We start from the raw sequence: 14794 nt of genomic DNA on the forward strand, positions 1-14794 counted from the left end.
GTCGTCGCCCCCACCGTGCCGCTGCCGGCGAGCGTCGCGCCGGACTGGACCGTCACCGCCGAGCCGGCGAGCGAGCCGTTCACCGAAAGCGTGCCCGCGATCACATTGGTCGGGCCGGTGAAGCTGCCAATGCCGGTCAGCGTCCAGGTGCTCGTGCCGGTTTTCTCGAGAATGTCGAAGTTCTGGTACTGAGCGGCCGGGCCGATGGCCGAGACGTCGAAGCTGGCGTTCGCCGAGCCACCGAGCCGCAGGACGTCGAGACTGCCCGTGGCACTTGCGATGACGTCACCGATGATCTGCGAACCGGCCTGAAGTTCCAGCGCGGCGATGCTCGAAGAACTTGTCCCGAACGCGATCGCCGTGGTCGAGCCGGTGCCGGCCTGGATCGTGCCTGAATTGACGAGGGAGACGATATTTGTGGCGCCTACGCTGGAGATCGCAGCCATGCCGTTTCCGCCGATCAGCAGGCCGGAGTTGTTGATGGTCGCCGCGTAGGTTGAACCGCCTTGAACAATAATCGCGGAGTTGCCGACGCCCGTGGCGACCGAGCCGCCACGGACCGTGCCGAAATTGGTGAAGGTCGCCGGTGCGGTCGACGATCGTATGTATACACCTGCACCGGCGGAACCCGTTCCCTGGCCACTGCCGCCCAGAATGGTGCCGCTGGCATTGTTGATGACCGTGCTGCCGGCGGTCTGATTGACGCCTGCGCCGTTACTTGACCCGCTCGTGCTTATTCCGGCTCCGCCGCTGACCGTGCCGTTATTGACGAAGGTTGCGGGGTTCCCAAGCGAGACGCCCACGGCGCCGCGGAGTCCGGTTGTCGCGGCACCGCCCGTGATCGAGCCATCGTTGACGAGCTGCGCGGTGCTTCCGCCACCAGCGTTCCAGGAGAGTCCGTTACCGGGGGCTATGCCGCCGCCCTGAGCCGCACCGACAAGGCTGCCGTTGATGGTCAGCGTGCCGCTTAAAGGAGCACCGCCAAACAAAACGCTGCCTGGAGAAGGGGCGTTAGGCGTCCCCGACAAAACGAAGCCCTGCGTATCGATCGTCAGGTTCTTGGTCGGCGTGGGCAGACTGGTGCTGCCGAGCACGCCGAAGCTGCCGGTCAGGCGGATTGTCGAGCTGACATCCGGGCTCGCATTCGCAGCGTTGATTGCGGCGATGAGGCTCGCCTCGTCCGAGGCCGTGAAATCCGCCGCCGAAGCCGACATTGGGAGCCAGTTCGCGACGGCGAGCGCGGCACAGCTGACGCCCGCCAGCAACGTACCCTTCCGCCGATGCCTGGGGCCACGAGGTTCGACCGCACGCGATTTCATAAGCCCTCCCTCGGGCATAGGCCGATCCGGGCACAGAATGACGGGATTCGATCGAATCCGACAATGGCGAAATCTGCAACACCGAGAACAAAACGTTACTGTGCGTCGATTGTAACAACGCCATGACGCCGGTTGGATGCAGAAGGTCCTCAACGGTGACGACGGAGAATAATTTTCACCACCCCGGAACCCGACATTCTCGCACCAGTTCAATGCGTGCGGCCGTCGCGGCACCCCTTCAACGGTCGCGGTGCAATCCTTGCCAGGGTGACCACCAGAAGCGAGCCGGCGTCATTCCCTCTCAGCCGGCTCGCTTCTTTCGCCTTCGATCGGAGCGAGCCGCGGATCTACCGGTAGCTCGCGATCGGGACCTTGGCGCTCACTTGAAGGAGAGCGACATGTGCTTTCGCGCCAGTGTCTTCGTCCTTGCGCTTTGCTGTTCGGCACAAGCTCAGATTTCGCCGACTGGACCGCCACAGAATGCGCCGCCGGCAGAGACCATACAGCCCGCGCCGGCTCAGTCTGAGGATCAGGCGAGGCAAAAGCTGGCAGACAGCGGCTATCCCGATGTCCGCGAGCTCGCACGTACCTCGGACGGTGGATGAACCGCCAAAGCGCTCGTGAATGGCCGCACCTCGACGGTTGATCTGAATCCCAAGGGCGAGGTTAGGAGCCGGGATTGATGTGCTCCGCAAAGCTGACGCTGCTGACGGCGAGCCACGGCCGATCGACTGGCGCCTAACCCGATCGTTCCCTTCGGCACTTATCGATCTGCTCATAGAACTCGTGCGTATCGTCCCGGCTCATGAGGTTCTTCGAGCCGCAGCGAGAGCAGACATAGCGGAGGTAAATATCCGGGATCGGCGTTTCGGGCGGCAGGTCGCTTACGTCGATGTCGTTCTTGTGGTGCTTGCACTCGTTGCAGAAAATCTCGACACAGTGCAGGCCCAAAGCGAGGCGGCTACCAACGGTGGCGGGTGGAATTTCCCGGCCATCCTTGTCATAGGCGCGCCGCCGGTTTCGCTTCATGGCTTGACTCTCCGGCCTTATGTTCTCATTCTGTTCTCATGTTCGGGAACAAGAACGATGTCAGCCCAGCCAGCCGATCAGCACGTCGAAGACACCACGCTGGACGCGGAAATCACGGGCGTTGTTTCCATGCTGATGGAGGAGCACGGCACCGAGGCCGCCGCTCTGCGCGCGTTGGCTCATGACTTCATCGTCCTGCTGGCCGATGCCGACCGCTCGACATCGCGAGGCTATCTCCGGGGGCTGTTTTCGCAGGGAGCGCGGCCTGTCCGCGATCCAGAATGAGCCTTGGAGCACCAAGCAGGACATTTGGTTCGCTTTCGGCGAGAGCGGTCAACGGCGTTCTTCGCCGGCATCTGGGCGCCGCAATGGACCAGCGTGCGCGAGATCAAGACAGGCGAGGAGACGATCGACCTCTACGCCTTTCTCACGACCGATCCGAATGCGGAGGTCGGTGCCGTCCACCCAAAGGCAATGCCGGTGATCCTGACGACGCCGGAAGAATGCGAGACTTGGATGACGGCACCGTTGGAGCAGGCGAGGGCGCTGCAAAGGCTCCAACCGGATGGCTCCCTCGATATCGTTGCGCGCGGCGTGAAGAAGGATAGCGACAGCAGCGAAGAGGACCGGCCGGCGCAAGCTTCGCTCCTGTAGATCAACCCGCGAACCGACCAAAGACGCACGAGCGACCGCTGGCTTGGCCAACCCGCGCTTGATATCAGCGACGTGACACGCCTGGGGGATTCGCCGAATGTTCCGATTTCCACCGCCACGGTGCTTATGCTCAGCGTCTCTGGTTGCGTGAGCACCCGCAGGTCTGGATCGTGGTGAACAGGCCCGATGGCGGGCTAAGATCGGCAGATCGACCAGGTGCGCACAGAAGACTCGTCTTGGCGCTTCGCATTCAGTCTAGGGCCGGCTAGATTGTCTAAAATCTGAGATTCAGATGATGCGTCAGATGGGGGCGGGTCGATGGCAATCCGGTTCGAAGAAATCGGTGAGCGGCTGAAAGCCTACCGCTTGGGGCGCGGGCTGCTGGCCGAGGACGTCGCCGAACGTCTCGGGATCTCGCGGGCGGCGGTCTACCGGATAGAAGCCGGGGGCGTGGTCAAGATCGAGACCCTGGAGCGGCTGGCGACGCTGCTGGAGACGACCGTCGCCTCGCTGCTCGGGGCAGGGGTCGAGTATTACTCCAGTCCGCTCAGCTATTTCGAGCGCATGCGGCAGATCGAGGAACAGGCGGATCAGGTCGTCGCGCATTTTCCGCCGCTGTCCTATCTGCTGACCTCGGACGGCTACTCCGCGCACCTACGGCAGACCCTGGTCGAGGCGCTTCCGCCCCATATCGGGCGCGATCAGGCCGTGGCCGAGATCGATGCCATCATCGCGATCCTCGACGAGCGCAAGAGTGCCCGCAAGCGCCGCCGCTTGAGCGTCGTCAATTTCGTCAACGTCCTCGAGATCGAGCGCTGGCTCAAGCTGGGCGTGGTCGGACGCTTCAACCTGCCGGCCGCCGAGCAGGCCCGGCGGCGTCTGGCGGCGCGCATGGAGGTCGAGCATCTGATCGGGCTGATCGAGAGCGAGCCGATGGGTGTGCAGATCGGCCTGATCGAAGAGGCGGTGCCGAACATCACCTTCCAGCTCTTCCGGACCGCGGAGAAGACGCTGCTGGGGCTAAGTCCGTTCCGCTTGGGTGGCGAATTGCCAAATCTCCGGTCCGGCATTGCCATGCTGACCGCGGATGAGGAACCGGTACGCCTCTACGAGGAGATCGCCGACGGACTTTGGCGCCGCGCCCTCAAGGGCAGCGAAGCCGGGGCGGTGCTGCGGGCGGCAGTCGATCGCTCGGGGATCGCGCAGCCACCGTTGAAGGAGGCGTCCTCGGAGCTGGTCTGATGTCGGCTCAAGCTTTGTCTCAAAATTGATATTCTTCTTGCAATTGAGATTTCCGCGTGACATAGGGGGGTGACACGATGGTACCGGATGTCCGGTGCCTTGGTGCATTTCTCGCGGTCGACCTCGATGTTCCGGCCGTCAAGCGGCGCAGCTAAGCGCCCTGAGAATGTGGGCGAGGGCCCAAACTCTGAGGAGATCAAGCCGGCCGGCAGCCGCGCGCGCAGGCGCGCGCTGGTGCTTTGGCGTTTTTGGTGCGCATCGCAAAGAAAAACAGAGACGGGGAACTTCGCCGTGAGTGACAACCAAGCCGCCATGGGCGGCTCCATCGCCCTATCGTCTCCGAGCGAGGTCGACAGCAAGGCCCGCAAGGCGCTCTGGGGCGCCGCCATCGGTTACGCCATGGACGGCTTCGACCTCCTGATCCTCGGCTTCATGCTGCGGGCGATCTCAGCCGACCTGCAATTGACCCAGGGCCAGGCCGCCTCGCTCGTTACCGCCACGCTGGTCGGCGCCGTGTTGGGGGGCATCGGCTTCGGCATGCTCTCCGACCGGATCGGCCGCGTCCGCGTCCTGACCTGGACGATCGTTCTCTTCGCCGTCTTCACCGGCATGTGCGCGCTCGCGCAGGGCTATTGGGACCTCCTGATCTACCGCACCATTGCCGGCCTCGGCCTCGGCGGCGAATTCGGCATCGGCATGGCGCTGGTCGCCGAAGCCTGGCCGGCCTCGAAGCGGGCGCGCGCCTCCTCCTATGTCGGCCTCGGCTGGCAGGTTGGCGTGCTCGCGGCAGCGATCGCCACCCCGATCCTGCTGCCGACGATCGGCTGGCGGGGCATGTTCGCGATCGGCATCCTGCCGGCGGTCGCAGCCTATTTCATCCGCCATTCGCTGCATGAGCCCGAGGTTTTCGTTGCCCGCAGCAAGGACCGGCCGAAGGAATCGGCGCTGCGCCTCCTGGTCAAGGATTGGGATACCACCAAGCTAAGCCTCGGCATGGTCGTGCTCTGCTCGGTCCAGAACTTCTGCTATTACGGCGTGATGATCTGGTTGCCGAACTATCTGGCGACCCGCTTCGGCTTCGCCCTGACGCAGTCCGCCGTCTGGACCTCGGTGACCATCGCCGGCATGGCGGTCGGCATCTACGCCTTCGGCCATATCGCCGACCGGATCGGGCGGCGCCCGGCCTTCTTCGGCTACATGCTCGGCGCCGCGGTGATGGTCGTGGTCTATTCGCGGTTGACCGACCCGTTCCAGCTCCTCGTCGCAGGCGCGGTGATGGGCTTCTTCGTCAATGGCATGCTCGGCGGCTATGGCGCGCTGATCAGCGAGCTCTTTCCGACAGCCGCTCGTGCGACGGCGCAGAACGTGCTGTTCAATATCGGGCGCGGTGTCGGCGGCTTCGGTCCGCTCGTCGTCGGGACGATCGCGGCAGCTTACAGCTTCGAGATGGCGATCGCGCTGCTGGCGACGCTCTACGTGCTCGACATCCTCGCCATGTGGTTCCTGATCCCGGAGCGGTGTGGCGCCGAACTCGCCTGAGCGCAGGAGCTTCGTGATGTCGATCCAACCCGATCAGTCCCTGGCGACACCCGTCGCCGCCATCGGCGGCGGGAGCTCTCCGGCGCCGTGGAAGGCGAGCGTCGTCGCCGAGCTCGCCGAGGTCGTCCGCAATGAGTTTGTGAACGCCGAATATCGGCATCTCGTGGTCAATTGCAGCGAGGAGGCCGCGGCGGCCCAGCCGGGGCAGTTCTTCCAGCTGCTCTGCCCGCAACCGGCGGGCGAGCAGCCCTTCCTGCGCCGGCCGATGAGCCTTTACGGGGCCGATCCCGGCAAGCGCCAGGTCGAGTTCCTCTACAAGGTGACCGGCGCCGGCACGCGCGGGCTCGACATGCTGAAGCCGGGCGACCGGCTCGACATCATGGGGCCGCTCGGCGTCGGCTTCGCGCTTGACCCGGACTGGCGCCATATCGTCGCCGTCGGGCGCGGCGCGGGGCTGGCGACGCTGGCTCCGCTCGCCAGAGCGGCGAAGGCCAATGGCACGCGGGTGACCGCGGTCTTCAGCGCCCGGCGGCCTGAGCTGCTGGTCTCGGTCGAGCTCTTCCAGCGCCATGGCGCCGACGTCATCGCCGTCACAGATGCTGAAGCGACCAGCGGCCCTGCCAATGTCGAGCGCATTCTGCGCCGCCAGATCGCCGAGGGGCGCTGCGACGCCTTCTTCACCTGCGGCTCAAGCCGGCTGATGCGGGTTCAGCAGCGCCTGGCGCGCGAGTTCGAGCTGCCCGGCCAGGTTGCGATGGAGCAGCAAATGGCCTGCGGAATCGGGCTTTGCTACTGCTGCGTGCGCGACTTCAACGTCAATGGCGAGATCGTCAATCGGCGCGTCTGCTGGGACGGTCCGGTCTTCGACCTGATGGAGGCGCTGCCATGAGCGCGGCCGGCAAAGTCGACCTCTCCGTCCGGATCGGCGGCCTCACTTTGCGCAATCCGGTCATGCCGGCCTCCGGCACCTTCGCCGAGGGGCTGGAGAAGGTGATGGACTTCAACCGGCTCGGCGCCTTCGTCACCAAGACGATCACGCGCGAACTGCGCGCCGGTAATCCGCTGCCGCGGGTGGTCGAGCGGCCGGGCGGGCTGATCAACGCCATCGGCATCCCCTCGAAGGGCGTACCCTATTTCATCGAGACGACCATGCCGCATTACGCGGCCTATGACACGCCGCTGGTCATCTCGATCTCGGCGCCGACGGCGGAAGGCTTCGCCAGCCTGGCGGCCGAGCTCTCGATCCCCGGCATCGCCGCGATCGAGGCCAACATCTCCTGTCCGAACATCGAGGAGGACGGCAAGGCCTTCGCCATGCGGGCAGAATCCACCGAAAACGTGACGCGCGAATTGCGCGAGGCGACCAAGCTGCCGCTCTGGGTCAAGCTCACGCCCAATACCGGCGACATGCCCGAGGTCGCGCGCGCTGCCGAGGCAGCCGGGGCCGACGCGGTCGTGGTCGCCAACACCATCCTGTCGATGGCGATCGACCTGAAGAGCTTCAAGCCCTGCCTCGGCAACATCATGGGGGGGCTGTCGGGTCCGGCGATCAAGCCGATCGTGCTGCGCCAGGTCTTCCAATGCGCCAAAGCGGTGAAAATCCCGGTGATCGGCTGCGGCGGCATCTCCACCGCCGATGACGCGATCGAGTACATGCTGGCCGGCGCCAGCGCCGTGCAGGTCGGCACCGCGACCTTCCTGCAGCCGGCGGCGATGACGACGATCATCGACGGGCTCGAGGCCTTTTGTCTCCGCCACGAGATCCCGCGCGTCGCCGACCTGATCCATGGTGTCGTGATCGAGGAGGCTGACGAGCCCGACCTCGCCTGGCTGGACCCGGTCTCGTGAACGCGCAACCTGCCGAGATGCGCAATATCTTCAGCGGCGACGCGGGCGACCGCGCCCTCGCAGAGGCACTGTTCGATGCCTTGCGCGAGGCGACGAGTGACGGCGTCGGCATCACCCGCGAGGCCTATAGCGAGCGCGAGTCGCTGGCGCTCGACATCGTCGAGGCAAAGGCGCACGAACTCGGCTTTGCGACGGAGCGCGATGCCGGCGCCAATCTCGTCGTCACGCTGGCGGGGAGGGAGCCGGAGCTGCCCTTCCTCGCTTGCGGCTCGCATCTCGATTCCGTGCCGCAAGGCGGCAATTTCGACGGGGCAGCCGGCGTCATCGCCGGGCTCGCCATCATTGCCCGCTTCAGGGAAGAGGGTTTCGTCCCGCGCCGAACGATCAAGGTCTACGGCCTGCGCGGCGAGGAAAGCTCCCGTTTCGGCCGGGCCTATATGGGCTCCAGCGCCCTGTTCGGGAAACTCTCGGCTGCCGATCTTGCGGTGTGCGACCATGCCAGCGGGCAGAGCCTGGCGGAGTGCATGGCTTCCGTTGGCGTCAACACGGCCCGCGTCGAGATGGCTGAGCCGCTGCTCGATCCGGCTGATGTCGCCGCCTGGATCGAATTGCATATCGAGCAAGGGCCGGTGCTGGTCGCCCGCGACCTGCCGATCGGCATCGTCACCGGCATCCGCGGCAATATCCGGCATCGGCAGGTCGAATGCCTCGGCGAGGCCGGCCATTCCGGTGCGGTGCCACGCTGGCTCCGGCGCGACGCGGTCTTCGCCACCGCCGAACTGATAACCCATCTCGACCGGCACTGGCGCACCTTGCTGGAGCGCGGCCGCGACGTGGTCGTGACCGCCGGCGTGCTCGGCACCGATCCGCAGGAGCACGCCATCGCGCGCATTCCCGGCACGGTGCGCTTCTCCTTCGAGGTGCGCAGCCAGAGCTGCGAGACGCTGGAAGCCTTCTACGATCTCTTCCTCTCGGAATGTGGCCTGATCGGCGAGGAGAGGGGGGTCGAGTTCCGCGTCGACCGCCGACTCGAATCCACTCCCGCCGTGATGGATGCCGGCTGGATCGCAAGGCTCAAGGCCGCCGCCCGCGATCTCGGCCTGCCCGACGAGGACATTCCAAGCGGGGCCGGCCATGACGCCGCTGTTTTCGCCAATGCCGGCATCCCCAGCGCGATGATCTTCGTGCGCAACCAGAACGGATCGCATAATCCGCAGGAGGCGATGGCGATCGATGACTTCCTCGCCGGGATTGCGGTGATGCGGGACGCCATCAGGGAGGCGGTGCGATGAGCGCGAACGAGATCGGCCGCGAGGTTGCAGAGCTGCTATTCAAGGCCGGCGCCATCCATGTCAGCCGCCAGCAGCCCTTTATCCTCGCTGCCGGCTGGGCGAGCCCGGTCTATGTCGATGTTCGCCTGCTGCTCGGCGATCCCGATCTGCGCCAGGCGGTCAGCGAGCTCGCCGTGCGCTATGCGGCCGCGACTTTTCCACCGGGGAGTTTCGACGCGATCGCCGGCGCCGAGACGGCCGGCATACCCTTCGCCGCCTGGCTCGCCGACAGGCTGGCGCTGAAGCTGCGCTATGTCCGCAAGCGCCCGCTCGGCATCGGCCGCAACGCCCAGGTCGAGGGCGGGCCGGTCGAGGGCTTGCGTGTGCTGCTGATGGACGATCTGACCACCGATGGCGGCAGCAAGCTCAACTTCGCGCGCGGCCTGCGCGCGGCGGGAGCCGAGGTCGAGCATGTCCTGACGATCTTCTATCACGACGCCTTCCCCGGCGCCGGTGAGCGGCTCAAGGAAGCGGGCTTGACGCTCCATGCTCTCGCGAACTGGGGCGACGTGCTGCGTGCTGAAGGCAGTGGCGGCCTCGCGCCGGAGGACCGCGCCGAGATCGAGCGCTTCCTGGCCGATCCTGTCGTCTGGTCGACCCGTCATGGCGGGCGTGCCCGCCTCGCCCCGCGCAGCTGAGCTGTATCCACTCCACCCACCACCAACAAGGCCGCGACTTGGCGGAAATGACATGAACGAGCTTCTGAACTGGCTGCTGCAGCAGAAGGGCAGCCTCCGTACCTATGTCGAGTTCCAGGACCGGGCGCTGGCCCTGCGCGCTGACGCGCCAGAGCAGGCCGCGCTGCTGCGCCTTCTCGCCGATCTCGCCGGCCGTTTCGTCGAGGCCTATGACCGCCAGCCGCTCTCCGCCGAGATCGCAGGCCGTGCGCTGGACCGGCTCGCCAGTCTTCTCGGCAAGGCGGCCGCGGGAAGTCCTGCGGACCCGAAGGCTCAGCTTGCACTGCTCAATGAGGTCGGGGTCAGCGAGCTTGTCTGATTGCGCCAGGCCGGGCTTCACGGGCATGTCGACGGGCCGTAGCTCGCTCCCGTGATGAGCGCGACCTTTCCTTTGAGACGATCGCTTCGCGGATAGCGCGGCTCCAGTGCGGCTTCGGTGTCCGGGCGGATTCATGCCACGGAAGATCGTCTTCGTCGATCATGGCATTTTGACGGACATTCGACATTCCTTGGCTCGGGCCGCGGCGCTGCCGCCAGCCAATCGCCCCAGCGCTTTGTCGTCGAACCGTCTCTGCCAGGACTAGTTCCCCGGATGCTTTGCGGCCGAGAATGGGCGTCAGGACACGACCCTGGCGAGGTCGGCTTGAGGATCCTCACCCGCTTCGACAGGCATTGCGGCATCCATGATCCGCGTTGCCAGCGCGACGTCGGGCTCCTCGACGCGCACAGAGACCACAGACCGACCCAGCGCGTGTTCGCTGGCGTGACGTTCGGCGTCATTCGCCGGTACGCCGGCATCGACCAGCGCGCCCATAACGCCTCCTGCCAATGCGCCGGTCACCGCGCCCGACAGGAACCAGCCGGTCGCAATGATCGGTCCGACGCCCGGAATGGTCAGGGCGCCCAAGCCAAGCGCGAGCCCCGTTGCCGCACCAGCAGCGCCTCCGACACCCGCCGCTGCAGCCGTATTGTCGTCTCCGCCGGCTTGCTGTCCGAGAAGGCCGATCCTCTCTGGCTGAATGCCAGCCTCGGCCAAGCGGACCGCGACATTCCGTGCATCTTCGAACGTCTCATAGGCTCTGGTAATCGTCTGGACTTGAAGCATGCTGGCCTCCCTGCTGCGAAAAGGGCGAGCCCCGAAGGACCCGCCCACCCAATTCGCACTACGACGGTGACTAGTGCTGGCCGCCCTTGCGACCTGCTTCCGACGCGCGCTCGCGGTCATTGGCAAAGTTGCCCGATCCGCCACGCTCGGTACCGTGCGAACCGCTTTGCTGGCGGTCGCCGTTTGACGCGGACTGCTGCCCGCGCTCGTTCTGGTGGCTGTGCTCGCCTCCCTTCTTTCCCGCCTCGCGGCCCTTGTTGGGATTGTTGGCGAAGCCTTGGTTATGAGCCATCACTCGCTCCATAGGTTGCTCTCCGGAGAGCCGGAGAATCTCGGTTTGAGGTGAGTTGACCGACTGAGCGGTCTTGGAGTGAACGACCCAGGCGATGGGCTGTTCCAACTTCTTTTCAGTGGTTAGCTCTGTGCTCGGCATTGCGCTTTCGCGTCGCCGCCGCCTTCTTTGCCGATGCCGATCGATCGGCGGCGCTCCGCTCGGCGGAAGCCTTGCCGCCCTTCTCGCCGCCCCTGTGCGCGGCGGGATGGCCGGTTTCCTTCCCCCGCCCGGAGCCGCCCGCCTCTTCCCACCGCCATCATCCTTGTTGACGGTCGCCCACGCCCGCCGCTCGGCCTCCTTCTCGGAAACTCCGCGCTTCTCGTAGCCCTCGGCGATGTGGTCGGCCTTGCGCTCCTGCTTGTCGGTGTATTTGGATTTATCACCCCGTGGCATGCCTGCCTCCACAGTTTGGGTGGTTAAACCCTGCGAACAGCAGACAACGGCAAAGGTTCCAGCCTACCGCAGGCTCTGCGCTTGTCGCTGGAGGCTTGCCTCCGCGCTTGGCAGCGGCACCAAAGATGCCCTCCTCGCGCAGCTGCACATAGCCTTCCGGCCAAGCCTTGCATTTGGCTCTGAGGCGCCGGATCTCGACCCTTCCCATCCCGGAAAACTGCTTCTTCCAGCGGTAGAGGGTTGGTTCCGAGACACCTATCTTCCGGCAGTTCTCCGCCACCGTCGTGCCGTTCTTCGCATGCCGAAGGGCAAAGGCGATTTGCTCATTCGTGCATGGATCGCGTGGCATGGCATCTGTCCTCTAGGAGGCTCAGAGTGCCCAAAAATTGCACGACAACAGGGTCTGTTTCCAGGGTCAGGACCACAGGGTTCAAATGCTTACTTCACGGAGGGACACCTTTCAGGGGGCGGGCCAGGAGCACGCTGAACCTGATACCGTTCTAAGTGTGAGCTTGCCCTTCAAGATGAGAGGTGTCGCTTTACGCACCTAGTCGATCTTCTTGGAGAGCTCCACGCCAGCCGCAACCCACTCATAATACCTTTTCGGGCAAATCTCTCGCGCAGCGCGGAAGTTCGTGGCAGCTTCGGCAGGGTCATGTGCGAGAAGATTTTCGCCGATATAGAAGTTGGCTTCGCACCGTTGGTTTTGATCGCGGACGGCATCCTTGCTCGCTGCAAGTGACCGCAGGGCTGCCACATCGATTTCACTGCGAAGATAGCGCATCACGGGACCAGGCCATTTGGCCAGGTCGAGTTGCTGCGCAACCAGATCGATGCGAGGGCCCAGACCCGCCCGCAGTGACGCCAGATGAACCCAGATTGCCGCGTAATGGTCTTTGGGATCGAGTTCCCGCGCCTTCTCCAGCTCGACCAACGCCCTCTCATAACGGCCGTCGAGATAAGAGAACCAGCCGCGCTGCCGATGGGCACTGAAACTTTTCGGATCGTGGAGCAGCGCGATGCTGCTGAAATTGATCGCAGCAGCCTGGTCACCGGTCGCCGACATCACAAACGCAAGTGCTATCCAGCCGGGCACGTTTCCAGGTAAGGCTGCTAAAAGCTTCTGCAAGTCATCCTTGGCGGCAGACCATTCTCCAAGCCCTTGCTCGGCGTCAGCGCGCAGATAGAGCAGTTCGGGATCGAGCGGGAGTTGGAAGGCCAATGCCTCGGTCAGCTTCAGCTTGGCTTCAACGAAATCATAGGCCGCTATGCGGGATCGTCCGACAGCCTTCAGCGCATTACGGTAAATCGTCAGCGCGAAGGTCTGGTCATTCCGCCTCAGCGCCGCGGCTGTGACTTTTACCCCCTGAAGAGCGCGATCTCTTGCAGAAACATCCGAGCCGGCGGCCAGGGCCAGCGCCATCTGCACTCTCGGATCACGTGGATAGCGTCTTGCGAGCTCGTTCGCCCGGGCCCCCCATTCCGCGTCGCTCTTCGGCATGACTTGCGCAGGCACGAGAAGACGATCCAGCGAGAAGTCGCCAAATCCTGCACTTGGGATCGATGCGGCTGTGGCAGCAGAGGCGAGAACAGCAGCCCCGACGGCGAATCTCCCGAGTGCTGGAAGGCGGTCCGATCTGTAAAAGAGCATAAAAATCGCGCCAACGGCGCTTCCTGCCAAGGCGCCGCCCAGATGCGAAGCATGATCTGAACCTAAATCCGGAAGCCCACTGCCTTGAGCCAGGGAGCCTCCGAGAACCACGATGCTGACAGCTTGCAACCAAAGCCGACGCGGTCCCTCAGCCAGCCGAAACGAGAGGATCAAGCCGGCGGCCATGAGGCCGAGGATGGCTCCCGAGGCTCCCATGCTCATCGTGTTGGGCAGGTTTTGCATGATCGAGAGGCCGGCTCCCGCTAGGCCGCTCAGCAGAAAAATCGCAACGAACCACGCAGCGCCGATGATGGGCTCCAGCAAGACCCCGATCGCAAGGAGCGCGACGAGGTTGGTGGCGAGATGGTTCAGGCTCCAATGCAGGAATGAGGACGTCGCGAGCCTGTACCACTGCCCGCCTTGGGCGGTTGCCTCATAGGACACGCCGCCGAACAGACCTCCTGTCTGCCAATCGACCGAAAAGCCCTGCACCCGCCCGGCCAAACGCGCATTTACGAGCTCCGCCGCGAATATCAGCACCAGCAACAGCGCCAACCCCAACGCGGCCTTAGAGGTGATTGCTGAAGTTCTCAATGAAAATGGGACGCTCTTCGTTGATGGCGGCTCTGTCGACCGTGCCTCGACAGACTGCGGATCGACGACCATCACGACGCGCGTCCTAGCCGCCTGATCGTAAAAGCTGTCACGCCGTTTGAAGATCGCGATCACTGCGGCAACGAGTGCGATCGTCGGCAGCCAGCCGGCGATACTCAACAGCCCCATCATGACATCGCTCGGTTTTAAGAAGCCCAGCCAAGCCGCGCAGACCGCAACGGCGGCGAAGCCGACTGCTGGCAATCCAGCCGCGGCGAACAGCAGATATCGTATGGTCAGGTCTTTGCCACTAACGATCTCAGGAACCTCACGCCGCCATGACACGACCTGGAGACCCGCCGCCAGTCTTCCAGGTGATCTCCAGCCGTGGCGCTCTAAGGCCCATCGCAAGAATGCGAGCAGCGGCCATTGCATCAGCGTGAAGTCGAAGGCTCTGATCGGTGTATCGGTCGTGTCGAGGGTGAACCCGACGGTCTGCCTCAACGGCGAATCCGGCATCTTGCGCTCGAAGACGTAAGATCGCGCGACCGGCTTGCTGAAGAAATATGAGATGCATATCGCTTCGCCCGTTGGAGTAAATCCAGCCGGTAGAGACACGCCGACCGGACGCTCCTTGGCCATCGAACATTGTTTCTGAAAGGCGCCGCTGTCCTGAATCCGTCCGCCTGTCAGGTCAAAAACGCTCGCCACGAGTGCCTGCGTTAGCACCATGATGATCAGGTAGTCGATGAGAAGTGCGGCGCCACGTCTTGTGATGCCTGCTCTGACCCAGAACGGATTTTCCGTCATGCGAACGCCCCCGGCCGGTTCGGCACCAGCGTCGAAACGACTAGGCAAGCGAACCGCGTGCAAAATGGCATAAGTAATGTCGTAACGTCGCGTAGACCGTCATCACCAATTCGTTGAGGTAGCATCGATCGATGACCGGCTGCTGCCATGGCTAAGCCGACGTTCGCCTGAGGTCGCGTGTTTCCGGCACATGCGCCCCACGGCGTCTTGGCAGATCGATCGAATTGCGCCAATAGCGGAAGCTGGGCCATGGCCAGCAAGCGGACAT

The 14794-nt window shown here is 64.3% G+C and carries 13 protein-coding genes and 3 pseudogenes; 9 read left to right on the plus strand and 7 right to left on the minus strand.

Annotated features, from left to right (window positions below; all coding sequences use genetic code 11):
* Together GGC47_RS26620 and GGC47_RS26625 are read right to left on the minus strand one after the other, a co-directional pair.
* Positions 1-1265, minus strand: a 1265-nt coding sequence (locus GGC47_RS26620; protein WP_429069720.1) for an autotransporter-associated beta strand repeat-containing protein, incomplete at its 3' end; no start/stop codon positions are given.
* A gap of 792 nt (positions 1266-2057) precedes the next feature.
* Positions 2058-2348, minus strand: coding sequence for a hypothetical protein (locus GGC47_RS26625; RefSeq protein ID WP_429069721.1), 291 nt, complete (start codon positions 2346-2348; stop codon positions 2058-2060).
* A 57-nt stretch (positions 2349-2405) separates the two neighbouring features.
* Here GGC47_RS26625 and GGC47_RS26630 point away from each other — a divergent pair, with 57 nt between their 5' ends.
* From GGC47_RS26630 to GGC47_RS26670, 9 genes and pseudogenes are all read left to right on the plus strand, one after another.
* The gene (locus GGC47_RS26630) at positions 2406-2633 is read left to right on the plus strand and encodes a hypothetical protein (protein ID WP_429069765.1); all 228 of its coding nucleotides are present in this window, start codon (positions 2406-2408) and stop codon (positions 2631-2633) included.
* A 19-nt stretch (positions 2634-2652) separates the two neighbouring features.
* Positions 2653-3002, plus strand: a pseudogene (locus GGC47_RS26635) (SOS response-associated peptidase family protein); the annotation flags it as partial.
* A gap of 318 nt (positions 3003-3320) precedes the next feature.
* On the plus strand, positions 3321-4244 hold the full coding sequence (locus GGC47_RS26640; RefSeq protein WP_429069722.1) for a helix-turn-helix domain-containing protein: 924 nt from the start codon (positions 3321-3323) through the stop codon (positions 4242-4244).
* A gap of 291 nt (positions 4245-4535) precedes the next feature.
* Complete coding sequence (locus GGC47_RS26645; protein ID WP_429069723.1) at positions 4536-5783, plus strand: MFS transporter; 1248 nt, start codon at positions 4536-4538, stop codon at positions 5781-5783.
* 16 nt (positions 5784-5799) lie between these two features.
* Positions 5800-6672 (plus strand): dihydroorotate dehydrogenase electron transfer subunit, encoded by an 873-nt coding sequence (locus tag GGC47_RS26650; protein ID WP_429069724.1) that lies wholly within the window; start codon positions 5800-5802, stop codon positions 6670-6672.
* Positions 6669-7631, plus strand: a complete 963-nt coding sequence (locus GGC47_RS26655; RefSeq protein ID WP_429069725.1) for a dihydroorotate dehydrogenase — start codon at positions 6669-6671, stop codon at positions 7629-7631. Before GGC47_RS26650 ends, GGC47_RS26655 begins: the two co-directional genes overlap by 4 nt.
* A complete protein-coding gene (locus tag GGC47_RS26660; RefSeq protein WP_429069726.1) occupies positions 7628-8923 on the plus strand; it encodes a Zn-dependent hydrolase in 1296 nt (431 codons plus the stop codon). The genes GGC47_RS26655 and GGC47_RS26660 overlap by 4 nt, the downstream gene beginning before the upstream one ends.
* Entirely contained in the window at positions 8920-9600 is a 681-nt protein-coding gene (locus GGC47_RS26665) for an orotate phosphoribosyltransferase (protein WP_429069727.1), read from the plus strand. Before GGC47_RS26660 ends, GGC47_RS26665 begins: the two co-directional genes overlap by 4 nt.
* Before the next feature lie 52 nt (positions 9601-9652).
* The gene (locus GGC47_RS26670; RefSeq protein ID WP_429069728.1) at positions 9653-9958 is read left to right on the plus strand and encodes a hypothetical protein; all 306 of its coding nucleotides are present in this window, start codon (positions 9653-9655) and stop codon (positions 9956-9958) included.
* A 297-nt stretch (positions 9959-10255) separates the two neighbouring features.
* Here the strand turns inward: GGC47_RS26670 and GGC47_RS26675 are convergent, their stop codons facing one another.
* The 5 genes and pseudogenes from GGC47_RS26675 to GGC47_RS26695 form a co-directional block, all read right to left on the minus strand.
* Positions 10256-10744, minus strand: a complete 489-nt coding sequence (locus tag GGC47_RS26675) for a hypothetical protein (protein WP_142021213.1) — start codon at positions 10742-10744, stop codon at positions 10256-10258.
* A gap of 70 nt (positions 10745-10814) precedes the next feature.
* Positions 10815-11177 carry a con-10 family general stress protein gene (locus GGC47_RS26680; RefSeq protein ID WP_429069729.1) on the minus strand — a complete coding sequence of 121 codons (363 nt, stop codon included), beginning with the start codon at positions 11175-11177 and terminating at the stop codon, positions 10815-10817.
* Positions 11152-11471, minus strand: a pseudogene (locus tag GGC47_RS26685) (plasmid stabilization protein). Before GGC47_RS26685 ends, GGC47_RS26680 begins: the two are co-directional and overlap by 26 nt.
* Before the next feature lie 178 nt (positions 11472-11649).
* Positions 11650-11820 (minus strand): annotated as a pseudogene (locus GGC47_RS26690) (transposase); the annotation flags it as partial.
* Positions 11821-12018: 198 nt separating this feature from the next.
* Positions 12019-14526, minus strand: coding sequence for a rhomboid family intramembrane serine protease (locus GGC47_RS26695; protein WP_429069730.1), 2508 nt, complete (start codon positions 14524-14526; stop codon positions 12019-12021).
* Positions 14527-14794: the final 268 nt, after the last annotated feature.

It is taken from the genome of Allobosea sp. OAE752 (genome assembly GCF_050433265.1).
Lineage (GTDB): Bacteria > Pseudomonadota > Alphaproteobacteria > Rhizobiales > Beijerinckiaceae > Allobosea > Allobosea spartocytisi.